General features: G+C 53.6%; 21 protein-coding genes. 12 read left to right on the top strand and 9 right to left on the bottom strand.

Annotated features, from left to right (window positions below):
• Nucleotides 1-21: 21 nt before the first annotated feature.
• Nucleotides 22-1,377, bottom strand: coding sequence for a pectate lyase family protein (locus EUU23_RS11170; protein WP_160354183.1), 1,356 nt, complete (start codon nucleotides 1,375-1,377; stop codon nucleotides 22-24).
• A 204-nt stretch (nucleotides 1,378-1,581) separates the two neighbouring features.
• Between EUU23_RS11170 and EUU23_RS11165 the strand changes: the two genes are divergently transcribed.
• The 8 genes from EUU23_RS11165 to virB11 are packed head-to-tail and all read left to right on the top strand — an operon-like array spanning nucleotide 1,582 to nucleotide 9,344.
• Complete coding sequence (locus EUU23_RS11165; RefSeq protein ID WP_246156435.1) at nucleotides 1,582-2,202, top strand: lytic transglycosylase domain-containing protein; 621 nt, start codon at nucleotides 1,582-1,584, stop codon at nucleotides 2,200-2,202.
• Nucleotides 2,199-2,510 carry a TrbC/VirB2 family type IV secretion system protein gene (locus EUU23_RS11160; protein ID WP_160354181.1) on the top strand — a complete coding sequence of 104 codons (312 nt, stop codon included), beginning with the start codon at nucleotides 2,199-2,201 and terminating at the stop codon, nucleotides 2,508-2,510. The genes EUU23_RS11165 and EUU23_RS11160 overlap by 4 nt, the downstream gene beginning before the upstream one ends.
• A gap of 3 nt (nucleotides 2,511-2,513) precedes the next feature.
• Complete coding sequence (locus EUU23_RS11155) at nucleotides 2,514-2,795, top strand: VirB3 family type IV secretion system protein (RefSeq protein ID WP_160354180.1); 282 nt, start codon at nucleotides 2,514-2,516, stop codon at nucleotides 2,793-2,795.
• Between the two features lie 10 nt (nucleotides 2,796-2,805).
• Entirely contained in the window at nucleotides 2,806-5,223 is a 2,418-nt protein-coding gene (locus EUU23_RS11150) for a VirB4 family type IV secretion/conjugal transfer ATPase (RefSeq protein ID WP_218939597.1), read from the top strand.
• Entirely contained in the window at nucleotides 5,220-6,443 is a 1,224-nt protein-coding gene (locus EUU23_RS11145) for a TrbL/VirB6 family protein (protein ID WP_160354179.1), read from the top strand. The genes EUU23_RS11150 and EUU23_RS11145 overlap by 4 nt, the downstream gene beginning before the upstream one ends.
• On the top strand, nucleotides 6,440-7,204 hold the full coding sequence (locus EUU23_RS11140; protein WP_160354178.1) for a TrbG/VirB9 family P-type conjugative transfer protein: 765 nt from the start codon (nucleotides 6,440-6,442) through the stop codon (nucleotides 7,202-7,204). Before EUU23_RS11145 ends, EUU23_RS11140 begins: the two co-directional genes overlap by 4 nt.
• Nucleotides 7,201-8,355 (top strand): TrbI/VirB10 family protein, encoded by a 1,155-nt coding sequence (locus EUU23_RS11135; protein ID WP_246156434.1) that lies wholly within the window; start codon nucleotides 7,201-7,203, stop codon nucleotides 8,353-8,355. Before EUU23_RS11140 ends, EUU23_RS11135 begins: the two co-directional genes overlap by 4 nt.
• A gap of 2 nt (nucleotides 8,356-8,357) precedes the next feature.
• Entirely contained in the window at nucleotides 8,358-9,344 is a 987-nt protein-coding gene (gene virB11 / locus EUU23_RS11130) for a P-type DNA transfer ATPase VirB11 (protein ID WP_343032718.1), read from the top strand.
• Between the two features lie 243 nt (nucleotides 9,345-9,587).
• On the opposite strand, the gene EUU23_RS13990 is transcribed toward virB11, so the two are convergent.
• Nucleotides 9,588-10,118 (bottom strand): hypothetical protein, encoded by a 531-nt coding sequence (locus tag EUU23_RS13990; RefSeq protein ID WP_218939596.1) that lies wholly within the window; start codon nucleotides 10,116-10,118, stop codon nucleotides 9,588-9,590.
• On the opposite strand from EUU23_RS13990, the gene EUU23_RS13985 reads away from it, so the two are divergent.
• On the top strand, nucleotides 10,108-11,352 hold the full coding sequence (locus EUU23_RS13985) for a hypothetical protein (RefSeq protein ID WP_218939595.1): 1,245 nt from the start codon (nucleotides 10,108-10,110) through the stop codon (nucleotides 11,350-11,352). The two genes, EUU23_RS13990 and EUU23_RS13985, sit on opposite strands and share 11 nt — an antisense overlap.
• A 54-nt stretch (nucleotides 11,353-11,406) precedes the next feature.
• Here EUU23_RS13985 and EUU23_RS11120 read toward each other — a convergent pair whose 3' ends face one another.
• Nucleotides 11,407-12,975 (bottom strand): hypothetical protein, encoded by a 1,569-nt coding sequence (locus EUU23_RS11120; RefSeq protein ID WP_160354176.1) that lies wholly within the window; start codon nucleotides 12,973-12,975, stop codon nucleotides 11,407-11,409.
• A 674-nt stretch (nucleotides 12,976-13,649) separates the two neighbouring features.
• Here EUU23_RS11120 and EUU23_RS11115 point away from each other — a divergent pair.
• A complete protein-coding gene (locus EUU23_RS11115; protein ID WP_160354175.1) occupies nucleotides 13,650-14,375 on the top strand; it encodes a LuxR C-terminal-related transcriptional regulator in 726 nt (241 codons plus the stop codon).
• 136 nt (nucleotides 14,376-14,511) lie between these two features.
• Here EUU23_RS11115 and EUU23_RS11110 read toward each other — a convergent pair whose 3' ends face one another.
• Genes EUU23_RS11110 through EUU23_RS11090 form a run of 5 tightly spaced genes read right to left on the bottom strand, consistent with a single transcriptional unit; the run spans nucleotide 14,512 to nucleotide 20,079 of the window.
• A complete protein-coding gene (locus tag EUU23_RS11110; protein ID WP_246156433.1) occupies nucleotides 14,512-15,081 on the bottom strand; it encodes a sugar transferase in 570 nt (189 codons plus the stop codon).
• Nucleotides 15,078-15,992 (bottom strand): NAD-dependent epimerase/dehydratase family protein, encoded by a 915-nt coding sequence (locus EUU23_RS11105; protein ID WP_160354174.1) that lies wholly within the window; start codon nucleotides 15,990-15,992, stop codon nucleotides 15,078-15,080. The genes EUU23_RS11110 and EUU23_RS11105 overlap by 4 nt, the downstream gene beginning before the upstream one ends.
• Complete coding sequence (locus EUU23_RS11100) at nucleotides 15,989-16,981, bottom strand: ATP-grasp domain-containing protein (RefSeq protein ID WP_246156432.1); 993 nt, start codon at nucleotides 16,979-16,981, stop codon at nucleotides 15,989-15,991. Before EUU23_RS11100 ends, EUU23_RS11105 begins: the two co-directional genes overlap by 4 nt.
• Nucleotides 16,978-17,700 (bottom strand): metallophosphoesterase family protein, encoded by a 723-nt coding sequence (locus tag EUU23_RS11095; protein WP_160354173.1) that lies wholly within the window; start codon nucleotides 17,698-17,700, stop codon nucleotides 16,978-16,980. Before EUU23_RS11095 ends, EUU23_RS11100 begins: the two co-directional genes overlap by 4 nt.
• A 60-nt stretch (nucleotides 17,701-17,760) precedes the next feature.
• Complete coding sequence (locus tag EUU23_RS11090; protein WP_160354172.1) at nucleotides 17,761-20,079, bottom strand: GumC family protein; 2,319 nt, start codon at nucleotides 20,077-20,079, stop codon at nucleotides 17,761-17,763.
• 413 nt (nucleotides 20,080-20,492) lie between these two features.
• Between EUU23_RS11090 and EUU23_RS11085 the strand changes: the two genes are divergently transcribed.
• Nucleotides 20,493-21,707, top strand: a complete 1,215-nt coding sequence (locus EUU23_RS11085) for a S8 family serine peptidase (RefSeq protein ID WP_160354171.1) — start codon at nucleotides 20,493-20,495, stop codon at nucleotides 21,705-21,707.
• A gap of 218 nt (nucleotides 21,708-21,925) precedes the next feature.
• The gene (locus tag EUU23_RS11080; protein WP_160354715.1) at nucleotides 21,926-23,227 is read left to right on the top strand and encodes a UDP-glucose dehydrogenase family protein; all 1,302 of its coding nucleotides are present in this window, start codon (nucleotides 21,926-21,928) and stop codon (nucleotides 23,225-23,227) included.
• Nucleotides 23,228-23,247: 20 nt separating this feature from the next.
• Here the strand turns inward: EUU23_RS11080 and hemN are convergent, their stop codons facing one another.
• Nucleotides 23,248-24,582, bottom strand: a complete 1,335-nt coding sequence (hemN, locus tag EUU23_RS11075) for an oxygen-independent coproporphyrinogen III oxidase (protein WP_343032717.1) — start codon at nucleotides 24,580-24,582, stop codon at nucleotides 23,248-23,250.
• Nucleotides 24,583-24,604 lie beyond the last annotated feature (22 nt).

The raw sequence follows: 24,604 nt of genomic DNA, 5'->3' as shown, positions 1-24,604 counted from the left end.
GGAATGACAGGCAGCAATCGGTCAGCGCAACAATTGTTGGTGCAATGCGTCGAGAAAGGCATCGAAATTGGAAACACCATCCTTGTTCGAGTCAATCCACGGGTCCGAAACGCCCACCTTCGCTCCATGTTTTGCCTCCCAACGGTCATCCATGCCATCGCGGTCGCTATCGGGATAGGGTGTTCCTTCCAATATTGCTGGAATAGATCCCGGTAAATGCACGATCCTGCCCGTGCCGTTCGCCACATCGGCCAATACTTCCAGGTCGATAGCATCACGTGGCCAAGCCCCCGATTTTGCCAGAGCAGACACATAGGCATCATTAGCGGACATGGGGCTAATGGTAAGCGGGCAGGGTGGCGTATTCCGCTGCCCAACGGCAACCGACGCATCAATGTGGGTAAAATTGCCAAAAAACTGATTGTCATGCAGATAGATGGCAGATGTTCCGGTGCTGCCGACGGTCTGGCGAATAACGCCCACAGCGCCATCGCTCGTATTTGTTCCGGATTTGAAGCTGTTCCCGACAATCGAAACGGGCGTGCCGCCATAGGTTTCCCAGATTTCGGCAAATTCTGAAACAGCGTTGTAAAAGATGTTATTCACAACTTCGACACAAGATGCCGGTTTGAAGTTAATGTCCGGATTCCGATCGCCATTATGTGCACAGATATTGCCGATAAAGCTGAACTTCTGGGCATTTTTCGGGTCGCTGCCTAATAGGGCACATTTATCGTGACGCGGAATGCCATAAGAAAATATCGAATTACTTATGGTGATGAAATCATTGTTACCATAGCCATTGATAAGTTCATCGCGGGCCCAACTGGCACTGACCTGATCGATGATGACATATTTGCTGTTTTCAATTGTTATTGAATCTTCCGACTCTTTTTCACCGCCAATTCGGTCATTACGGACCCGAACATGCCGGACGATAACATCATGGGTGTTTTTGATCAGCAAAGGTGTTCGGGATTCCGCGCTGCCATCATGCGCGATGGTTACCCCTCCACCCGGCGCGGTTTGTCCGGCGATGGTCAGGTAAGGGTTGCGAATAACCGGCGGCGTGCCGGTGAACCGGAAAATGCCTCCGACCCGGAAAACGCAGGTGCGTGGGCCAAAGGCTTCAACACAGGCCCGCAATGAACCTGCGACTTGGTCGGTTACAGTCGTCACCTGAATAATCTTGCCTTTGGCACCGCCAAGTGTAGCCGCCCCATGGCCGATCGCACCGGGAAAGGCTTTTGCACGAACAACTGGTTCTGGTCCGCCCTCCGTTTGGCCGCCCACCGGTGAACAGGATGAAAAGGCAATACTGGTCGAAAGTAAAAGGCCTAATCCAGCAATAGCACCGTGGCGCAAGAGGGGGGGCATGACAGGATCCTTGTGTAAATCAACCCGTGAACCATGCACCTGTTCGATACCAAAATGAAGTGGCCAAAGGGCTTACCCCTTATGTCCTGAAGCGTCCGGACAATTGTCGCAAAAATGTAATATGATCGATTTTTCGAAGACCAAAGTCGGCACATTACCGGTATGATGCTTGCCAATTTTGTGGAAAGTCTTATGCCGCACACTATGATCTTGCATCATCGCGACCAACCATATCTCCTTAAATTCCTGATGTTTTCGGGCGTTTTCTGGGGTGTGCCTACCAGCCTTTCGGCACAAGTGTATGAAATTGGTACACATAGTGAAACTATGTTAATTCCCGCGTTGACGACACCCAAATCGGACGAGACGCACGCGCGAATCAATGATGCAAATGCGGTTTCGCATTCGCCATTGGTCACGCGAAAAATTATGCCGCCAAATTGGAAAATTATCGTCACATCGATTTCGGAACGATATGCCCTCGATCCGATTTTGTTCGAAGCGCTGATCTGGCAGGAAAGTCGATGGAACCCGGCGGCACGGTCGCCCAGGGGTGCGATTGGCCTGACACAATTGATGCCCGGAACAGCGCAGCAGTTAGGGGTTAATCCTTTTGATACAATTGCCAACCTTGAAGGTGGTGCGCGATATCTGAAATCAATGCTGACAAGGTTTAACGGTGATACCCGTTTGGCATTGGCGGCTTATAATTCCGGGCCTGCCCGTGTTGTTCAATATCAGGGAGTTCCGCCATTTGCGGAAACCCGCGGATATGTAGAAGCAATCGGTCAACGCGTGGCCTGGGGCGGCGCTTTGGAGGAATGAACATGAATAAACTACTGAAACGGATCGTCATCCTGTGGCCAATGGCCATGCTTTCCGCACCTGCATTTGCACAGCAGGACCCCGCTGGAAGTGGCCCGATTGTGCGGGCCGCGCAATGGTTGCAGGGTACGCTATTGGGCAATGTTGCCACAGCTGCTGCGGTTGTCGCGGTGGCGGCGGTCGGCTTTTTGATGCTCACCGGCCGGATGAACTGGCGCTATGGAATGACCGTTGTGCTTGGCTGCTTCATCCTGTTCGGTGCGGTCGCCATTGTATCGGGTATCCAGTCTGCGGCTGGCGCAGGTTAAGTAGTGTCGCTCAACAAGGCCCCTATTTTCACATCGCTGACGCGGCCGCACATGTTTGCGGGCGTGACCTATAGTTTTTTTGTTATCAATGGTGTGATTTCCACCGAAGCCTTTCTGATTACCCGCAGTTTCTGGGCTTTGGGAGTGGCGCTGGTGGTGCATGTTATCGGTTATCTCGCCTGCCTTCGGGAACCCCGTTTTTTCGATTTATGGATCACAAAGGTGTCCCGCACACCGCGCGTGAGAAATTGGAAACGCTGGGGATGCAACAGTTACGCACCGTGAATTGGAATAGATGATGGCATGGCGCGGACCCGCAGCATGGGGAAAATATGAACAACGCGCAGGTGAGCGCTTGCCCTATCGCCGTCATGTCGATGACGTGACGCTACAGCTGCGGGATGGCAGCTTGATGCGGGTGCTGCATTTGAATGGTCTGCCTTTCGAAACCGAAGATGCCGATCATCTGAACCATACCCAGGCGGTACGTGAAACGATTTTACGCAGTTCGCTCGATGCGCGCTTCATTGTCTATCACCATGTCATCCGGCGGCGGGTCTCGGCCGAAATGCCCGCGCAATATACCGGCGCATTTTCAGCGCACCTGCAAGAAAAATGGTCTTATCGGCTGGCCAAGCGCACCTTGTTCGCCAATGAACTTTTCCTGACCGTGCTGCGCCGACCGCCGCGTGGCAAGGTCGGGCTGCTTGAACGCTTGCGCCGTCGGTTCAATCGCAACCATTATGACGCCATTTTCCAGGAAGAATTGCGGGATCTGGACAGTGCGGTGATCGGATTAAGCGCAGCTTTGCAGCAATATGGTGTGCGCGATCTGGGCTGTTATGAAGGCGAAGGCGGCACATGTTCGGAACCGCTGGAGTTTCTCGCCGCGCTCTACAATGGCGAAATGCGGTCGGTTCTCAAGCCAGATGATGAAGTCGATCTGGGGAACCATATTCCTTATAAGCGGGTAAGTTTTGGTCTCGATACGATCGAATATCGCGGCGCTGGCGGCTCGGAATTTGCAGCGATGATCTCGGTCAAGGACTATCCAGGTGAAACCCGGGTCGGGATTCTGGATGATGTTCTGCGATTACCGCATGAATTTGCCCTGACCGAGAGCTTTGCGCCCGTTGACCGGCAGGTGGCCAAGGAACGGATTGATTTGTCGTTGCGGCGGTTGAAAGCAACCGATGAGGATGTTGCCGGTGAACGCAGGGAAATGTTGGCGGCCAAAGATCAGCTGATCGGCGGTCAAATTGGTTTTGGCATGCATCATCTTTCGCTGTCGGTGCGGGCTGATGATATTGTTTCGCTCGACAAAGCTGCCGCCAAAGCGGTTGCTGCGCTGGCCGACTTCGGATCAATCGGTGTGCGTGAAGATGTTAATCTGGAACCCGCTTTCTGGGCACAATTTCCGGGAAATGAAATGTTCATTGCGCGCGGTGCGATGATTTCGACCAGTAACGCTGCGAGCTTTATATCGATGCACGGCTTTCCGATGGGCCAACCCAGAGGCAATCACTGGGGCGATGCGATCACGATCTTCGAAACAACCAGCGCGACGCCCTATTTCTTCAACTTTCATGAAGGGGATTTGGGCCATTTCAGCCTTATTGGACCATCCGGTTCCGGTAAGACGGTCGTCATGAATTTCCTGACTGCACAGGCACAAAAGCTCGAGCCGCGCACAATCCTGTTCGATAAAGACCGCGGTGCTGAAATATTTCTGCGCTCGCTGGGTGGAAATTATGTCGAGCTGCGTCCCGGCGTAGCCACCGGTTTCAACCCTTTGCGGGTGCCCGATAGCCCGTTAAACAGAGCGTTTCTCAGGGACTGGCTAGCATGTCTGTTAATGCCGGAACAAGGCGGCATGTCGCCCGCCGATGAAACGGTGATTGCCGCGGCGGTCGATGCCAATTTTGAACAGGGCCCGCATCTTCGTACTTTGCGGCATTTGGGCGAATTGCTCGGCGGTACCAAGCGGCCCGAGGAGGGCGATCTGCAATCACGCCTGCGGCCATGGCTTGACCATAGTGATCGTGGCTGGGTGTTCGATAATGTCGAAGACGGTCTGGACCTGTCAAACCGCATCATCGGGTTCGACATGACGGCGTTGCTTGACCAACCGGCCATTCGGACCGCAGTCATGATGTATCTCTTCCACCGTGTTGACGAAAGGCTGGATGGCAGCCCGGCGATGATCATGATTGACGAGGGTTGGAAAGTCCTGGACGATCCTGTCTTTGCCGCACGTCTTCGCGATTGGCTTAAAACCTTGCGGAAACGTAATGCCATTGTCGGTTTTGGCACGCAAAGTGCCCGTGACGCGCTTGATAGCAAGGTATCGTCTGCCATCGTGGAACAGACGGCAACGCAAATATTCATGCCCAACAGCCGTGCCAAGGCCGAGGATTACTGCGGCGGATTTGGTTTGAGCGACCATGAGCTGTCGTTAATCCGCACCTTGCCGGCACACAGCCGTTGCTTTTTGATACGCAAGCCCAATCACAGCGTGGTTGTCAGGCTGGATCTTGGGCAGATGCCTGACATTTTGACAATCTTGTCCGGCAGGGAATCGAGTGTGCGTGCCTTGGATAGCCTGCGCCTCAGCTTTGGCGATAGTCCGGAAAACTGGTACGAACATCTGACCAAAACGCCTTGGCCGGGTGATCCGAACATATTGCTCGACCTGACGGAATTTGCCCAATGAGCCAGTTCTGCCAACCAACAGGCCTAAAAGAAAAAGGCATCACTGCCGGGTTGCAATATATTGACTGCAACAGCGAACGGATAATCGAATATGCGTTCAACCGCTTTTTCGGCCCCGGTGGCGCACTAGGCTGGGCGCTGACGATCATATTGACAATATATGTCGCCTTGATCGCATTCCGTCTTTTGAGCGGCCGGGGCCGTTTGTCGGGGCTTCCTCCGCGTATACTTGGCCTCGGGCTGATCCTGACATTCGCGACAAGCTGGATTGGATATCAAAGTTTTGTTTTGAACATCGCATTGGGCGCGCCCGAGGAACTGGCGAAGATCCTGCTGAATACCAAAGGCAGCGCGACCTATATGTTCTCGCACCAGTTAGACGTCATGTTCCAGGCCATTGCCCGGGTCGCGCTGCAGTCGCGTGGCGCAGGGGCCGGGGCCGAAGGGGCGGCGGGCGCCATGTCGGCAGAAGGGAATCTGTTATGGCTCGGCGCCTTGATGTTGCTTTTAGGCACTGTCGGGGTTTTAATTGTCGCGCGAATGGCTTTGGCTTTGATGTTGGCACTGGGACCCATTTTTATAATATTGGCCCTGTTTTCTGGAACCCGTGGCCTGTTTGTTGGATGGATGAAGACGGTTGTAATGCTTGCCGTTACCCCCCTGTTCGCGGTGCTGCTGGGCGGCGGCACGCTCGCGCTGATCAGGCCGCTGGTGGTCGAATTGGCGAAGCTGAATGGTGAAATTGATATGCGGATCGCGGTGAATATCTTTTTGGCCGCCTCGGTGCATGTTGCGCTTATGTTGATGGCGATTAAGCTGTCGACGACCCTTGTTTCGGGCTGGCGTTTGCCATGGGCTGAAACGGACGGCAATGGTTCGTCCGCCGACAGCAATAGTGCCGCAGCCAGCGCCGCGGCATTGAGCGCTTCGGCATCGGCCTTGGCAGCTGCCACAACGCCGCAATCCTCCACTGAATCCGGCCCTGACCAGCGCACCCAGTCCATCCTGCGCGCGGTCGATCAAGGCATGATGGCATCGGCGACTTCGGACCCTGGTGAACGCACCGGTTTTGCCCGCAGCTTTGCGATGAACACCGGCGACAATCCGGGAAATACAGGAACCTCACGGCGTGAAACCAATGATGTTACGCAGGCACTGGGCCGCAAATACCGCCCCGCAACCATCGGCGCAGTGCGATTAAAGCGGGAGGGAGCGGCATGAGCAAGATGCGATGCTTTAACATTATCTGGGCGCTGGCTATCATCTTTGCAGGCCAGCAAACGATCGCACAGCAGGCAAGTGACAACCGCGTCGTGGAGCGGTATTATTCGGCAGCGACGGTGTATCGGATTGCGGGCGTAATGGGCATTCAAACCGCTGTCCTGTTCGGCGAGGAAGAGCGAATTGAAAATATCGCCATTGGCGATGGATCGAATTGGCAAGTTACGCCCAATAAGCGATCGAATATCCTGTTCATCAAGCCTATTGCCACGAAAAAAGTCACTAATCTGACGATCGTCACCGATCGCCGGACCTATTTGTTCGAACTGAATTCTGTCGATCAAAAAGCGGTGCCCATTTATACGTTACGGTTCATCTATCCGCCTGATCCGGTGGACCCTGACCTGCCCGACCTGACCGCGATTCCACCAGAAGCAATCAGCGATAGCCCGGCTGTTCAGCCGTCAAACCTGAAAGTCAGCTGGTCCAAAAGCGGTAAGTCCAACCTATGGCCAAGCGAGATATTTGACGATGGCACATTGACCTATTTGCGATGGCCCAAAACGGTGACACCGCCAGCTATATTTTCCATCGGCGTTGATGGCACAGAGAGCCTTGTGAACCAGCTTGCCCAGAATGATTATTTCGTGATTGATTTCGTACCGAGCGCGATCATGTTACGGCTTGGCAAAGCGAAAGCCAGGCTGGACCGCGTGGCGACACCCGCACCAAATGCCGCGAATCTGGAGACCGGAAATTGAAGACGATCACGAAAGGCATCCATGATGAGCGTGATCCACGGACCATGCTTGATGGCGACAGTCTTGAAGAGGCGTCGACCAACCGTTTTCCGGTCGTTGCCAGCCAGAAACGCGGGAAAGACGGTTTTGCAATTTGGGGCGGCATGTTCGGTGCCGTCGCTTTGGGTGCGTTGACCTTGTATTTGATGTCCGAAGCCCGCCAGACCGCAAGTCCGCTGCCAAGGCAGGAAGAAGAAATGCCTGCCATTGCAGATTTACAGCCACCGCCTGTCCCGCAAAATGCCGTGACACTGGTTGACCCGCTGGGCAATTCTGTGATGGGTGTGCAAGCGGGATCAGCGGCCGCCGGGCAAGGGTTGCCACCGGTGACGCCGCCGCCGGTATCGGTCGTGCAGGCACCGTCGTCGCTCACGTCAAATTTTGAACCCAGAACGACAGACCCACGATCTCCTGCACTTATTCTCGATGAATATGCAGATCGGCTCCAGCGCCGCACCGCGAGCCGTCAGGGGTCATCCGGTGATGTCCCTACGACACCTATCGGCCTGAACAATGACGAACTTTTCGGATTAAGAGCAGGAGAGGAAGGCAGCAGCAGCGCGACACCGATGGCAAATCCAGCGGCCACGATCGTGGCGGGAACGTTGATACCGGCGGTGCTTGAAACCGCTATCAACTCCGACCTTCCGGGCTATACGCGCGCTTTTGTAAGTCAGGACGTTCGCAGTTTCGACAATAAAACGGTTTTGCTTCCACGCGGTTCACGCCTGATCGGCCAGTATAAAAGTGGGGTCGCGGCTGGACAGACACGTGCCTATGTGATCTGGACCCGCGCTATCCGTCCCGATGGCGTTTCGATCGATCTTGGTTCGCCCGGAACCGACGGGGCGGGCGAAACCGGACTTCCGGGTAAAGTGAATAGCCATTTCTTCAAACGCTTCGGCGCGGCCATCCTGCTGTCGGTTGTCGGCGCTTTGGGGTCGCGGACAAATGATGGCGTTGTTATCGCATCGGGCACCAGTGCGGCATCGGTGGCCGCGCAGAGCAACGCCAATATACCGCCGACAATCCGCGTAACCCAAGGGCAGGCGGTCAAGATTTTCGTCGCCCGCGATCTGGATTTTACCGAAGCCATGGGCGCAAGTCTTTGACCGTGAGGCCAGATTTCGCGGCGGCGCGCACCAAGGAAAAGGTAGCCGAATCCTACCTGGAAGCATATTTTGCACCGTTACAGCCCTGGCTGAACCAGGACGATGTTACAGAGGTTCTGATAAACCGCCCCGGCGAGATATGGATAGAGCGCGCCGGCCCCGGCAAAATGGAGCGCTTTTTAGTGCCCCAAATCGATAGCCGCCTGATTGAAAGGCTGGCCACACAAATTGCAAGGGTCAATAATCAAGGCGTCAACAGGGAAAACCCGCTATTATCTGCGGTTCTTGAAGATGGGGCGCGTGTTCAGGTCATTGCGCCGTCCGCCACCCGTGGGGATTGGGTCATTGCCATTCGTCGACACAAGATCAAGGCGATGCCACTTTCGGCTTTTTCCGACAAATTGGCGCCGGCAAGCGAGCCTGCAATCATGCTGGCCAAAAGCGACCCGATCGCATTTTTACAGCAAGCGATACATGCGCGTAAAACCATATTGATCAGCGGCGGTACGTCGACCGGTAAAACAAGTTTTCTGAATGCACTGCTGGCCGAAGTGCCTATGTCCGAACGCATTGTGCTTGTCGAGGATACACCGGAAATTCGGCTGTCGCACCCCAATTCGGTTGGGTTGGTAGCAATGAAGGGAGATATGGGCGTCGCCCGGATCAACACGAATGATCTGTTGCAAGCCGCATTGCGGCTTCGGCCCGACCGTATCGTTTTGGGGGAGCTGCGCGGATCGGAATCGGTTAGTTTCCTGCGGGCTATAAACACCGGGCATCCGGGCAGCTTTTCAACCATTCACGCCAATTCACCCAGAGGCGCCATTGAACAACTTGCCCTGATGGTGATGCAATCGGGCATTGGATTAAGCCGCCAGGATGTGATCGAATATGCACGATTCGTAATCGATATTGTTGTTCAATTGGAACGACAAGAAGGTAAAAGGGGCATCAGTTCAATAGTTGTCACGCGTGACCTTGAACTGTAACAATTAACGGCTCGCGATGCTGAATTCAGTCTAACTAATTGAATGATATTGGCTATGTAATTTATTCGGTAAAAACCGCTTAAACCCCTGTTAATCTGCCATTCATGCGTATTTTCGGCTGGCCGATAAAATACAACGTGTGGCCGAAGCGCAGTTTCTTTAGCAATTTGTTAACCATATTTGCGTACTCCTAATTAGGTAACTTCGAATACTCGATGCTTAGAAATAAATAATGGCACGGGTTTAATTCAACATGGCCAGAGGTCGCAATCCAATGCAAAAACGCGGACGCATTGCCGTCGGTTCCACTACACTTGTCTTTGCCTTAGCCCTGTCGGGCTGTGGAGGCGGCGGCTCGGGTGGCAGCAGCGGCGGGACGCCCCCGTCAAGCTCGCCCCCTCCACCCCCTGTCGTTGTGGTCCCGCCTCCGCCGTCTCCGCCACCGGTTGTAACTCCCCCACCCTCTCCTCCGCCTACGACGACGCCTCCCTCGTCGCCGCCCCCGCCACCTGCGCCACCGCCACCACCGGTGCCGCCCCCTCCGCCTCCGCCCCCTCCTCCGGTGCCGCCACCGCCGTCGCCACCACCGCCACCACCACCGCCTACTGCAGGTATATATAGTCCTTCCAAGCTGCCCGATGGCCGCCAAAGGGCTTTCCCAACTGCCCAGGGTTTCGGGGCAGCTGCGACCGGTGGTAGAGGCGGACGCGTGATTCCCGTGACGACACTGGCCGATTCCGGCGCAGGGTCCTTGCGTGACTGCATGATGGCCACGGGCGCTCGAACCTGCACCTTCCGGGTGGCAGGTACCATCAACCTGCTCTCGCAGATAAAGCCGACTTCGGGTAATTTGACCGTTGCAGGTCAAACCGCTCCAGGTGGCGGAATTGCTATTCGTAATGATCCGTCAAATCTGACGGGTTCGCCGGTTTTTCTGGCAGAACCCAATAATATCATCCGCCATATCCGTATTCGGCCAGGCCCGACAAGCGGGACCAAGCAGGACACGACCGACGGCATTACAATTGATGCAGGCGCGGAAAATACGATATTGGATCATGTGTCACTATCATGGGCAACAGATGAACCGTTCAATTCGACCAAGGCATCGGCCAATATCACCGTCCAATGGTCGCTGGTCTATGAAGGTTTGAGCAATTCCACGCACAAATCCGGCGAACATGCCAAAGGGATGTTTGTCGAAGGCAGCAATATCACTATCCACCACACCTTTATCGCGCATGCCACTGATCGTATGCCCAATGCCGGTGTGGGCAGTCGCGTCGATTTCGTCAATCTTGTGACCTATAACATGCGCGAACGCGGGCATCAGTATTTTTCGATGCTCCAAAAGCAGGGTAGTACCACGAGCGGATTGACCCGTCAGGCCAATGTTGTCAGCAATTGGGTCTCCATGGGTCCGGATTCGTTGCGCGGCACGCCGATCTATGGCGGCAATTATGACGAGCAATATTCGACCAACCCTGGCTTCGCCCAATTCTTCCTATCGGGTAACATCGACGGACGTCGCGTGTCGACTTCGGTCGATGATCGCTTGTTCTTAGACCCTGCCGATTGGCGTTATGTATTAAGCCAACCTATCGGTACTCTCTCGGTAGAACTGTTTTCTTCGGCGACGCAAGGCGTGCGGGACCTGATGTCCTTTGCCGGCGCATTTCCCCGGGACAGTTCAGACCAGCGCGTACTGATCGATTTCCTGAATTGTCGAGGTGCGATCATTGACAGCCCCAGCGAAGTGGGCGGCTGGCCCACGCTGGCGGCCGGAACGCCTTATGCCGACGCGGATGGCGATGGCATGGATGATGTGTGGGAAGCCGCCCGAGGCGTCAGCAGCGGAATTGCCGATGCCGACGGTGACGGCTTCACCAATCTGGAAGAATTCCTGAATGAATTGGCCGGAGATCAGGATGCCTCGGGCAATATGATAAACCGTGTCGGGTCTGGGACTGGTTCTGTACCCGCCGTCAATTGCTCTATCGCTGTTTAGGGCAGTACCGAAATCCCTAGGGGATGTCTGCACTGCCCATCACAGCTTTGGGGGCTAGGGGATAATATTGCAATTGACGGCAGGTACGGTGCCGATGCCGGCACCTACCCGGTTGATGAAATTGCCGGCCGCGTCCTGATCGCCTGCAAGTTCATTCAAAAACTCTTCTAAATTGGTATAGCCATCGCCATCCGCGTCAGCCGAACCGCTGCTGATATTCCGGCTGCGTTCCCAATTGTCATCCATGCCGTCCTTATCGACATCAGGATAGGCAATGCCCGTTGCGAGTACCGGCCATCCACCAACTTGCGAAGGGCTATCGATTATCGCGCCACCGCATGTCAGGAAACCCTGCACGGCTCGGGCGTCGGCTGCATCTCTGGGGAAGGCCCCGGCAAAGGCAGTCACGTCTCTGACCGCCTGTTCGGCAGGGCTGAAGAGTTGAACACTCAAATTGCCGATAGGCTGCGTCGTGATATATTTCCAGTCTGCAGGGTCGAAGAACATTTTTTCATTATTGGCCTGTGTCCGACGGCGGCCATCGATATTCTGGTAGAGATAGAATTTCGCAAAGCCGGGGTTGGTGGAATATTGTTCGTCATAATTTCCGCCAAAGATGGGAATGCCGCGCAATGAATTTGGCCCCATTGAAACCCAATTGCCAATGACATTGGCTTCACGCAGCAGACCGCTGCTGGTGGAGCTTTGCTTTTGCTTCATCGAGAAATATTGATGGGCCTTTTCCCGCATATTATAGGAAATCAGGTTAACGAAATCGACACGGCTGCCAACGCCGGCATTGGGCATGCGATCCGTGGCGTGCGCCATGAACACATGGTGCGCCGTGATATTATTGCCTTCAAGGAACATGCCTTTTGCATGCTCGCCTTGTATATGTGTGGACTTGCTCAGCCCTTCATAGACCATTGACCATTGGATCGTCACATTTGAAGCAGCCTTTGTGGTGTTAAACGGCTCGTCCGTTGCCCATGACAGCGACACATGGTCTAAAATGGTGTTTATCGCCCCGCTATCGACCGTGATACTATCGGTTGTATCTTGCTTGGCACCACTTGTCGGTCCGGGACGGACGCGAATATGCCGGATGATATTATGCGGCTGATTGAAAAATAGCGGCGATCCGGTAAGGTTCGATGGATGGTTTTTGATCGCGATCCCGCCACCAGGTGCGGTTTGACCCGCGATGGTAAGGTTGCCCGATGTCGGTTTGATCTGTGACATCAACTCGATTGTGCCTGCTACGCGAAAGACGCAGGTGCGCGGGCCGGTGGCCATCATGCATTCGCGCAATGAACCAGCGCCTGAATCCGCCAGCGTTGTAACCTGGATGACCCGGCCGCCGCGTCCGCCAACCGAAGCCGCGCCAAATCCTTCAGCAGTGGGAAAGGCGCGCTGTGGACCTGCGGGCAGCTTTGCCGGATTATAGAGGGGCGTTGTTGCCGCGCTCAGCATGAACGGAGCCGCGACACAGGCGCCGGACGCGCACAAAATGCCAAGATATGTCTTCAGCCCGGAAAACATTGGTCTGTGCGCCGATGCGGTAGATTTTTCTTCGGCAGAAAAGGGTGCTGCCGATTGCGACAATTTATGATTATAAAACATCAACTTGCTCCATTTGAGTATCGCCAGATGATATTTATTTGGCCGATACAAAGTTTAATGAATTTCGTTGCTGCTTTTAAGGTAGTAATACTATGTTTGTAAAGATAGTAATACAATGTATTGTTTTAGATCAACTAGAGTGATGATTTCATTAAATTATAATGGATTTATATTTTGAGCGGACTAGCGCATTTACCGAAATCGAGCACATTTTATGTGCAATGGCGTAATTGCTCGTGATCAGTTGCAATAAGATGCACAGAAGCCGAATTCAATTTTCTGTTCTGACGAGATTTCAGCAATATAGTCACAACTCCGTATTGCTTTGTGTTGCCGAAAGTGGAAATCTGAACTTGGTTAACGTGCGAATCACCAAAACGAATCACCCTTTGAAAGTGATCGAGATGGGGTATTTTGGTCCATTTACGTTTGATTTGGCCACTGTCTCATTATGGTACGACACTGATGATTTCGTACAAAGAATTGAAATAATCTTTTAAGAAACAATTACTTAAATGGTTATTTCGCACATGCAAAAAAATGCAAAAATTGACCTAAAATGGGCTTTTGGGAGTCGACAGTCCGGACGAAGTTATATAACTTTAAGGAACTTACCAAAAAGTAAAAGTTTTCGTGGGTCGCAAACGTGATAGCTTCTGGACAGGGTACGTTTGATGATCGATACAGTTTTATCAGCCGTTGTAGTGGGCAAGAATTCTCTTGCTCGTGAAGGCCTCCGCCGCATTTTAGCCGAAGAAAATTTTTCGGTTCAGGCATCGGTAGAAAGTGGGACATCTTTCCTTCTTGCAAACGCCGAAGATGAATCGCCAAATCTTTTCATTCTGGACAATAGCACAACCGACCACCTCGAAAGTGAATTGGAGGCGCTGAACACCAGCTTCCCAAAATCACGTAAAGTCGTGCTTTCGGATCAATTTGACCTTGAAGAAGTGGTCGATGCCTTCAAATTTGGCGTCGACGGATACATCGTCAAAGAGATTAGCTGCGAAGCATTGATGAAATCGCTGCGTTTGGTGGCGATGGGCGAAAAAGTTATGCCAAGCCAGCTAGCAAAGCATCTTTCCGGCATGGAAGAGCGTTCGCAGGCGCCGCAATTGGCCCGAAACCCCGATGTTTCAAGGATTTTGTCGGAACGTGAAATTACAACCTTGCGGTATTTGCTTGTTGGACACGCCAACAAAGTGATCGCCCGCAGGCTTGAAATTAGCGAAGCAACCGTAAAGGTCTATGTGAAAGCCATCTTACGCAAATTGCGTGTTAGCAATCGGACGCAGGCCGCCATCTGGGCGTTTAACAATGGCGTTCAGGTTGTTGCCGATGATGTCAAGGAACTGGACGACGATATGAATTTCGACGACGTTCAAGTCGCCGCTGAATAATCTTGCAAGTTTTTATCCCTGAATCCGGGGGTGCAGACAGAAAAAGACCGGGACATCGAAAAGATGTTCCGGTTTTTTATTTGAATTAGCCGGGCCTCAAACGGCCCATGTGCATTTAATAGGTCCTGACCCTAAGTCATACGGGGCGACGCTTTCGCTTTTCACCGGCGACCATCACGCTGACTGTGGACAGCAGAATGGAAAGGTCGGTTTTCCAATTGCCATTGTCGATATACCAAAGATCAAGATCGATTTTTTCATCCAGCGACAATAATGTGTTGCCGCTGACTTGTGCCCAACCGGTCAGGCCGGGATGCACATATCCTCGGCGCACGCCTCGATCACCAAGGCCCTCAATCGTTTCGGGCAGTAACGGACGCGGGCCGACAATTGCGATGTCTCCGGTCACCACATTCCAGAGACTGGGCAGCTCATCGAGCCGCGTTTTCCTCAGAAAAGTTCCTATTCCGGTAACCCGTTCGGCATCGTCGAGCAAATGTCCGTCGGCATCACGCAGATCGCGCATCGTTCGAAATTTCACGAGAGTAAAAGGTGCTCCGCCATATCCGGCCCGCAATTGCCGGAACAACACACCCTTGCCCTGCATCATCCGCAAGAGCAGTGCGATCGCCAGGTTGACGGGTAACAGCCCGATGAGCGCAACCGCCGCCAAAAAACGGCGGGCGAAATCGATCATGAACCTCATGTCAGGTCCTTTTCGGAACAAGCTTCGTCGGCAATACGGTGGAGGACATCCGCCAATTTTTTCGGCGTAAACCCAAAGCTTTGCAATCTATCACTGTTGATTGCCGGGAAACCAGTGTCGGGCGGCCGATTGGCGTGGACCATCTGGATTGCATCGGGCGCACATCCCATCATCTCGCCGAGCTGCATGATGATATCAATCAGTTCGGTGCGCTTGCCTGATGAAAGATTATAAACACCGGTTAGACGGGTTTCGACCGCCAGTAACAAGCCGTCGCACACATCCTCACAATCAATAAAATCAGCTCCGAATGCCGCGCCATCCTGAATTTTGACCGTCTGCCCTTGCGCGAGATCGCGCGCGAGCTTGTCGACTATACTGCGCCCGTCACCGATGACCGAGGATATCCTCAATATGGCATAGTCGATGTCATTGTCATGGCACATGCTGGCTGCAAGCCATTCCTGCGCGGCTTTGGATGCCAGATAGAGTATGCGTGACTGCGGGCCAAAGGCGGAATCTTCGAAAGCTTCCTTTTGGTCAGTGCGGTATACATTGGCGGTGCCGGTCAGAACCAGTCGCTTGACATCCGCCAGAGCCATTGCATCGATCAGGCGCTGCGTGCCCAGTACATTGGTGGTCCAAAGACTGGCGTCACCTTCAGCTCCGGGTATTTTGCCGGGAATAATCGCGGCCAGATGAACCAGCTGATCAACATCGGCCAATTGCCGGGCCATATCTTCGGTCGTGTCGGTCAATTGAAACGGACGGACCGAAACTTGCCCCGAATGTTGAAAGCTCGGATCCCGTTGCAGGGCCACGACATCGAATCCCCGGTTCTGTAGCAAACCGATCAAACGGCTTCCAATCGCGCCGCTTGCCCCGGTCACGGCAATTTTTTGGGTGCTCACGGCTGCCCTACCGCAGCGATTTGACCTGCGTCCAGAAACTGTTCTTCCAAAAACCGGATGACGGTCCCGTGGCGGATCGACGGCGGCGAAATATCTTCGCCCATGATCAACTTACGCAGGCAAAGCTCAACTTCATTAAAGCCGAATAATGCGCGCATGGGTGTCGTTCCGGAAAAGCGGGCGTTGATTTCGAACAGGCGGGGAACCCCATGGGCATCGACACGAAACTGGAAATTGGTAGGGCCATAGGGTTTCAAGGCATGGGCAAGTTCATGCACATATTTTTCGTAATCGGGAAAATCGCCTGAATAGGCGCGATAGGTATTCCCGTCACGCAGGTCACGCCGAAGGACAATCGATGCCTGCACCTTATCATCAAAATAGAGCACTCCGGCCGTATATTCCTGATCATCGGCACCTGCCATTTGCTGGACAACCAGGCCGTGCCTGCCTTTCATTGTCTCGTCCAATTCTGACTGGCTGTTGACTTTCGAAACGCCGACCGCCCTTGCGCCACGCCGTGGTTTGACAATCAGGGGAAAGCCAATTTCCTCCACAAGCTGGCGAAGGGCCTGTGTATCTTCGCCCCGGACGGATTTCGGGTTGGACAGCCCGTGTTTTTCCAGAAACTGGGCCGTTTGATATTTGTCATCGGCAATTTCGATAACATTTTCGGCGCTGACCAAGATATGGGTATTGTAACGCGCTTCCCACTCAGCCCGCTTCTTTGCAAAAATCGCCAGCTCAACGTCGGTGCCCACCAGAACCGCATCGGGCTGTTCGATTTCCAGTATCGATTCTATCCGGTTTTCATAATCGGCATCTGTGGCCATGGGTATCAGATGGGAGCTGTCGGCCCAATGCAGGCCTGCCGATAGCGGATTGGGGTCCAGCGCCACAATGTGCAGCGGCAAAGTGCTTGAACGTAATGATTTGATGATACCTTGGCCCAAGACAGCGCCCGCGCCTGTTACGATAATTCTCATCATTCAAAAAATCCACATAGTCGGTTTCTGGTGCCCGGAGAAAGATCGGGTTGTCGTTGGATATCTGCACAATGTGCCGTCGCATTGAAGGCGATGTTATGCCGCGATAAAGTCAATTTTTCGTTGCGATATTCGATCATCGCCCATTGCGGACATCGGTCATCGGAAGCTCTGGGTTGGCCGACCGAGCCAATGACGTGGATTTCTGCCTTGTCATCGGCATGATAGCGGCTGCGATGCAAATGACCGAAAACGCCATAGCGATACCCCCGGGCGGCGCATGAGGCAGCAGCCCGGACCAGTTCCGTTTCGCCGGACATATAGGTCCAATCGCCATAGCCAAAGGGATTGGCGTGCGCCATCAATATGGCCCCAGTTTCCCATTCTTCCAAAATTGGCAAGTCATCGGGCCAGTGCATGCCCAATTTGTCCCAAGTCCAGCTCACCGATTCCTTGATCCAATCGGGCAAACGGTCAAAATAGGCGGTGTTACCGTTTTGCAGGTCAACATAAAGTTGGTCGTGATTGCCGCCAATTAACAGCGCGCCATCATGTGCGATGGCTTTTGCTGCGAGTTCGGCGCATCTGGTCGGGTCGACACCATAGGTGAACAAATCGCCCAATAATATCATCTGGTCAAACCCTGCTGCCCGCGCATCGGAATAGGCCTGGGCGAAGGGCGCATAAGCAGAATGAATGTCGCTGATGACAGCTATACGCACGAACCTGACCTTTTTCTATTTGCAACGGGCTGACCGGCGCCTTCTTTACCGGGGTACAGCCTAGTTCACATAAGATTTCTTGCCGAAAAAGCGGTTAAACCATGCGGGCATTTTGGAACGTGTGCGACCCACATCGGTATAATAGCTGGCCGATTCCCAATAATATTGGATAGCATCGCCATAGCGGCCACGCGCATGTTCTTCATAATTGACCTGATCGAAAATTACGCCTGCCACTCGGTTTGTTCCGAGCATTTCCATTGTCGCATTCATCTGGTCGATCGTTGTTTTGCCCCAGCGGGCAACCACGACAGTATGGTCGGCAAAGCTGCACATTGTGCGCGCGTCTTTTACCGCCAGTGTAGCCGGCGCGTTGATGACGATGAAATCGAATTTCTGCCGCAAATCGGTCAGCAGAATTTGCAAGGCGCGTGAACCCAGCAGACGCGCAGGTTCGGCAACCGGCTTGGTCGCGCTGATCAGGGCGATGCGGCTGGTATCGACTTCGGTTTCGGTGTCTATTTGATCCAGATCGCTATCGGCGGGCAACATCGGCGGGGCGATTTTTGAAAAATCGACATGACCCTTCAATATCTCGATCAAATCGGGTGTGTCTGCCCGCTTCATCTGCTGGATCAGGCCCGTCTTCCTCAGGTCAAGATCAATGACGGCGACACGCTTGCCAACTGCCATGGCGGCGGCGGCAAGTGTTACAGATACCACCGATTTGCCGTCGCCGGGCAAAGGCGAGGTGATCAGAACCGTCTGGCACTGATTGGGTGTGCTGAGCGCATTCACATCGAAATAGGCTGCGCGGGCAACTTCGGAAAACAGCGATTGGGGGTCTTGAAGCACAGGGCTGTCTTCGATTTTGCTACCGAAATCTGCGGTAATGAAAGGGAGCATGCCAAAGGTAGGCAGACCAAAAAACTTGCGTATCTGTGCAGAATTCCGAAGTTTATTGTCGAATAAGTCAATGGCAAATGCAATCAGGAACGCCAACACCGCGGACGCCAAAAGGGCCATTGTCGTAATCTTGAATGGCTGCGGTGACACCGGATCGTCATTGACCGATGCAGGTGAAACAACCGTTGTATTGACACCTTCCAGCGGGTTCTTGGCGCGAATTTCAGATACACGCTCTGTAATCTGGTTATATGCCTTGACGGCCTGCTCTGCCTGACGCGAGAGCGTTTCGAGTTCGACGACATTCTTGATATTGCTATATGCCTTGCCTGTCAGTGCATTCAACTGGGCTCGCAATTGACCGGCGCGTGCTGCATCACCTGATGCATCACTGCGGGCGATCTGCGCCATCCGCGCGCCTTCTGCCCCCGCAACGGCGGCTGCGTCGGCAGCAGCTCTGCTCCGTTCCCTGACCAAATCCTGGCGCACGCGACCAAGGGCCGCTGAAAGCGTGATGATTTCAGGATGGCTGTTTCCAAATGTTTCCGACTTGCTCGCCAGTTGCGAGGCGAGATCTGCCTCCTGTCTTTCAAGCGCCTGAGTTGAGGCATTGGTCGCACCTGCGGTGCTACGCATGCCTGCGGCTGCGGCAACACCTGCGCTGCGCGACGAAGATCCTGCGCTCATCGCGGCTGCTGAAATGGCTTCACTCTGTATACGGTTAACTTGGTTCAAATCCTCATTACCAGCGGCACCTGAGAGCATTCCGTTGGCAATCCGGAAATCGGATACCGCCTTGGCGCTTTCTTCCGCCCGTCGGGCAGTTTCTTCCTGCTTTTTAGTCAAAGATGCGAGCAGTTCGTTGCTCCGCTCTTCGGACTTTTTGATGCGGATCGATTGCACTGAAATCGGATATTGGTTGGCAATCAGCGTTGCCATTTCGGCAGACCGGGATTCGACGGTGATTTCAACCAGATCGGACCCTTCCTGAGAGGTTATTTCCGACATTTGCATCAAGGTGCTGGCTGCTTGCCGGATTTTCTGTTTTTTTCCGCCGACGGCCTCTTTGCCCATATCCTTTTTGAAATCTGCGCGTTCATAAAGTTCCAGATCACGGACCACTTTTTCCGCGGCCGCACGCGAACGGTGCAGCTTGACTTCATTGGCAATACGCTGGTTGTTTTTTGCCATGATATCAGCCTGATTCACGCCGACCGAGTCAATCAATTCCACCTGCATGGAAACGGTCGAATTATAGAGGGTAGGGCGCGTAATCTGCCAGATAAACGCACTAAGGGTGATCGCAGCTATGATGCTCAACACCAATTTCTTGTGGCGGAGCAGAACATTGGTGAATTCGCTAAGCCCCGAACTTTCCATCGTCGAAAAATTCTGCGGTGCAGCGTTTAAGGGGCGACCCTGCAAATAACCGACCTGTCCGGTGTGGTTCGAGCTGATGATAGCATTGGACATTGGATTACCCTCTATTTTCTGTACATTGCGTCTTTCCGTTTGCGGAAGCTGGCCAAATTATGCCGAACGCCATATTGGTATGATATAGCGCCCACTCAGCTTGGGGCGCGATTGATATTGGGGGGATAAGCCGTCTTTATTGGACTACCCCCTTTGAGCTACTTTGCCCGGCCTATCATCGTCAGGTTAACATAATGACTTCGGAAAAACCGAAGCTTGCGCGCGGTTATCGCACCATTTGGTGCTCATCCTAAGGTGAGATGTTGCCTACATTGTTAAGAATTCGTAGTAACTGTTCAAATATGGGCCGCTATTTCGACTAATTATATATAGTGTTGCTATGAAGACGAGTAAGTACTTAAAGGCAGATATCGCTCCAGAAGAGCAGATTTTTGTGTTGGGAGGTTTCGTTTATGAGAAGTCTTTATTTTGGAACGGCGATTGCGGCCTGTTCGATTGTTGCTGTCAGTCCGGCGGTTGCTGATCGAACCGGTGATCCGATTGCCAATAGCTATATTTGCGTATTCAAAGGCAATGCAGTTGCCAAAGCTGACATCGGTGCAAAGGCGGACCGCGCCGTGCGCGATAGCGGCGGCAAGCTCAAGCATGTATATCGTGACGCTGTGCGCGGATTTGCTGCTGAAATGACCAAGACCGCAATTGACGGTTTGAAAGCACGCAACAGCGAAATCGCCTATTGTGAAACGGACCGCGTGATTTCAATCGTCCCGCGCGATGCAAACGGCAATGTCGTTTACACGCTGGGTGAAGTGAACGCGAATAAGGGACAGGACGGAGTTAAACCGACGCCGCCGCCCTCGCCGACACCCCCGCCACCCCCGCCCCCACCACCTCCTCCGCCGCCTACAGCAGCGCAGCAAACCCCTTGGGGCATTACCCGCGTTGGTGGAGGAATTAACGGTAACTTCGCGACAGCATGGGTGATCGATTCCGGCATCCAGCTAACCCACCCTGACCTTAATGTTGATAAAGTCCGCAGTCGCAGTTTTATCGTCGGTTTGACCGCTGACGACCAGAATGGACATGGAACCCATGTTGCCGGGACCATTGCCGCGATCAACAATAACATCGGTGTTGTGGGTGTCGCGCCCGGCGCGCAGGTCGTCGCTGTTCGCGTTCTCAACAAAAAGGGCAGTGGTTCCACTTCGGGGGTTATCGCCGGTGTGGATTATGTCGCCCAGAACGGAGCTGCTGGCGATGTCGCGAATATGAGCCTGGGTGGCGGTATAAGTCAGGCGCTGGATGATGCGGTTGTTGCTGCGTCTTCAAAGGGCATTCGCTTTGCACTTGCTGCTGGCAATGAAAGCACCAACGCCACCAGCAGTTCGCCCGGTCGTGCCAATGGCCCCAATATTTATACCGTATCGGCTTTTGCGACGGGCGATGTATTTGCTTCATTTTCCAACTTCGGTAATCCACCGGTGGATTTCTCCGAACCCGGCGTCGGTGTCCTATCGACCTGGCTTGCCAGTGGTTACAACACGATAAGTGGAACATCGATGGCAACTCCGCATCTTGCAGGACTGTTGCTGCTGGGTCCAGTTCGCAGTGGCGGTTCGGTTATTGGTGACAGGGACGGAACCCCCGATATTATCGGCGTCCGTTAATCGCCACATGTGATTTGTAAGGTCTTGCCAAAAACAGCCTTGCGGATTGGATTGAAAAAAGCCCCGCACGCATCTTCATGTGCGGGGCTTTTTTATACCGGCGGAAACCTTATGGATACTCTTTTGGCACAGAATGGTTATCCCTTTTAGCCGCTTGCTGTTTGCTGTTCCGCAAAATAATGAGGCGGCGAACAAAATCTATTGCCAGGAATATGTGTATGAAAATTGCGATGATAGGATCAGGTTATGTCGGGCTCGTCTCTGGCGCTTGCTTTGCCGACTTTGGCCATGATGTTGTCTGCGTCGACAAAGATGCACGCAAGATCGATCAACTCAACGCCAATATCATGCCGATTTTTGAACCGGGCCTCGACACTTTGGTCAAAACAAATGTTGATGCCAAACGGCTATCTTTTTCGACCGACCTCAAGGCATCTTTGAAGGGTTGTGAAGCAGTTTTCATCGCCGTGGGGACGCCATCGCGTCGCGGCGACGGGCATGCTGATCTCAGCTATGTTTATGCCGCCGCCGAAGAACTCGCAGACGCTATCGACCCGAGGACAGTTGTGGTGACTAAATCTACCGTGCCTGTTGGCACCGGTGATGAAGTCGAGCGGATCATTCGTGAAGCCAATCCATCGCTCGATTTTGCGGTTGTATCCAACCCCGAATTCCTCCGCGAAGGTGCAGCCATAGGCGATTTCAAACGGCCCGACCGTATTGTTGTTGGCAGCGATGTCGAATGGGCGCGCGAAACCATGCGCGCGATCTATCGCCCATTGTTCCTGAATGAATCGCCCATCTTGTTTACAAGCCGCCGGTCTTCGGAACTTATCAAATATGCTGCCAATGCGTTTCTGGCGACAAAAATCACTTTCATCAATGAAATGGCCGACCTTTGCGAAAAACTGGGTGCCAATGTTCAGGATGTGTCACGCGGAATTGGGCTTGATAACCGTATCGGGTCGAAATTCCTGCATGCCGGTCCGGGATATGGTGGCAGCTGCTTTCCAAAGGATACGCTTGCTCTGCTCAAAACCGCTCAGGATAATGATAGTCCGGTCCGCATTGTCGAAGCCGTCGTTCAAGCAAACGATCTTCGCAAGCGGGCCATGGGTCGCAAGATTATCGCTGCCCTGGGCGGGGATGCGCGAGGCAAGAAAGTCGCGCTTCTCGGTTTGACGTTCAAGCCGAATACCGACGACATGCGGGATGCGCCGTCGATAGCAATTGTCCAGACGTTGCTCGACGCTGGTGCACAAGTCCACGCACATGATCCCGAAGGGATGGAGGAAGCCGCCAAGATACTTCCCGGCGTGGTGATGACCGAAAGCGCTTATGCCGCAGCGCAAGGGGCCGATGCCGTCGCTCTGGTCACTGAATGGGACGCTTATCGTGCGCTTGATCTGAAAAAGCTGCGCGCGGCCATGGCCGGCAGCGCGATGGTTGATTTACGCAATATCTACCGCGCTGCGGAAATTGAAGAGGCTGGTTTTAGCTATAGCAGCATTGGTCGCTGAATAGCCCCATTGGTTACGGGCTAGATTGCTTGTGAAGCCTGGCCTTTGTCAGGCGTGCGGAACCTGTCAAAGGTTGCGGCTATACATCGCGCATAGGGTCGACCGCTATCTTCAATATATAATATATTGCCCCGCCATTTGGTCAGGCCCCGGTCTTCGAAAGGTTGGAGCGCACGGCGGGTTTCCGCATCGGAACCCAGTTCGACGCTGCCTTCGCATAACAGGCGTTCGATCCAGCGGCTATGTTCGATGTCGTTTGCATCTGGAATAAAGCCACGGACAGTCGGCAGTGTACCGGCGTTGAGGTGGTCGCGATAGGGCCCGACATTTTTCTCATTCTGGACAAGCAAGCCGGGCAACATGCTGATCGAGCTTGCGCCGAAGCCAAGCAGGTTATCATTGCAATCTTCGGTAAAACCCTGAAAATTCCGCCTGACTTTACCCGATTTTGCTGCAATCGCCAACGGATCTTCCGGCAGCGCAAAATGATCGAAGCCGATCGGCATATATCCGGCGGAGGTCAGTAGATCATAGCCCAAGGCTGATTGTTGAAAGCGAAGATTGGCATCTGGGAGTATGCTGCCATCGATACGCCTTTGACGCGGTATCATATTGGGCAAATGGGCATAGCCGAACAGCGCGACCCGCGTCGGACGCAACCGGATCGCTTGTTCGATACTGTCCCCAAGGTCGGCCAAAGATTGATTGGGAAGTCCGTACATCAAATCAAAGTTGATCGCATCGATGCCCCGCATCCGCAAGGCGGACACGCAATTTTCGATCAGCGATAGTGGCTGGATACGGCCAATGGCTTCCTGTACATGGGGTGCGAATGTCTGGACACCCAGGCTGACCCTGCTGACATTTGAAGCCGCCAGAACCAACGCCCATTCAGACGTGAACCCTCGGGGGTCGATCTCGATCGAAATCTCGGGCTGACCTGCGGCGAATACGGTGATGATCCGGTCAAGCAGTCTTACAAATTCAACCGTGGAAAGGGCATTGGGGCTGCCGCCGCCAAAGGCAATCCGTTTGACACTCCCCCTGCCACCAATACGCTTTGCAACCAGCGTAAGTTCCGTCTCGAGTGCGTCCAGATAGGCGGCCAACCGCTGCGCCTTTGATGCGGCACCGGTGTTGCATCCGCAATACCAGCAAATCATCTTGCAAAAGGGGATGTGTACATAGAGCGACAAGGGCGTTCCCGGCGCGATTGCGTCCAAGGCCTGGACATAGGCCTTCGCCCCCACTCCACCGTGAAACTCGGCAGCCGTGGGATAGCTGGTATATCTGGGCACAGGCCGCGACAAGAGTTCGGGATAATAAGGCCACATGGTGCCTGCATAAACAAACACTGATCGCGCACCTTGATCTGCG

Source organism: Sphingorhabdus profundilacus (genome assembly GCF_009769755.1).
GTDB lineage: Bacteria > Pseudomonadota > Alphaproteobacteria > Sphingomonadales > Sphingomonadaceae > Sphingorhabdus_B > Sphingorhabdus_B profundilacus.
This window is presented reverse-complemented; position numbering and strand designations above follow the sequence as displayed.

Coding starts and splice junctions, on each gene's coding strand:
- EUU23_RS11170 (WP_160354183.1), bottom strand. CDS start 1,377: ATGCCCCCCCTCTTGCGCCACGGTGCTATTGCTGGATTAGGCCTTTTA.
- EUU23_RS11165 (WP_246156435.1), top strand. CDS start 1,582: ATGATCTTGCATCATCGCGACCAACCATATCTCCTTAAATTCCTGATG.
- EUU23_RS11160 (WP_160354181.1), top strand. CDS start 2,199: ATGAACATGAATAAACTACTGAAACGGATCGTCATCCTGTGGCCAATG.
- EUU23_RS11150 (WP_218939597.1), top strand. CDS start 2,806: ATGATGGCATGGCGCGGACCCGCAGCATGGGGAAAATATGAACAACGC.
- EUU23_RS11145 (WP_160354179.1), top strand. CDS start 5,220: ATGAGCCAGTTCTGCCAACCAACAGGCCTAAAAGAAAAAGGCATCACT.
- EUU23_RS11140 (WP_160354178.1), top strand. CDS start 6,440: ATGAGCAAGATGCGATGCTTTAACATTATCTGGGCGCTGGCTATCATC.
- EUU23_RS13985 (WP_218939595.1), top strand. CDS start 10,108: ATGATGGCCACGGGCGCTCGAACCTGCACCTTCCGGGTGGCAGGTACC.
- EUU23_RS11120 (WP_160354176.1), bottom strand. CDS start 12,975: ATGTTTTATAATCATAAATTGTCGCAATCGGCAGCACCCTTTTCTGCC.
- EUU23_RS11115 (WP_160354175.1), top strand. CDS start 13,650: ATGATCGATACAGTTTTATCAGCCGTTGTAGTGGGCAAGAATTCTCTT.
- EUU23_RS11110 (WP_246156433.1), bottom strand. CDS start 15,081: ATGAGGTTCATGATCGATTTCGCCCGCCGTTTTTTGGCGGCGGTTGCG.
- EUU23_RS11100 (WP_246156432.1), bottom strand. CDS start 16,981: ATGATGAGAATTATCGTAACAGGCGCGGGCGCTGTCTTGGGCCAAGGT.
- EUU23_RS11090 (WP_160354172.1), bottom strand. CDS start 20,079: ATGTCCAATGCTATCATCAGCTCGAACCACACCGGACAGGTCGGTTAT.
- EUU23_RS11085 (WP_160354171.1), top strand. CDS start 20,493: ATGAGAAGTCTTTATTTTGGAACGGCGATTGCGGCCTGTTCGATTGTT.
- EUU23_RS11080 (WP_160354715.1), top strand. CDS start 21,926: ATGAAAATTGCGATGATAGGATCAGGTTATGTCGGGCTCGTCTCTGGC.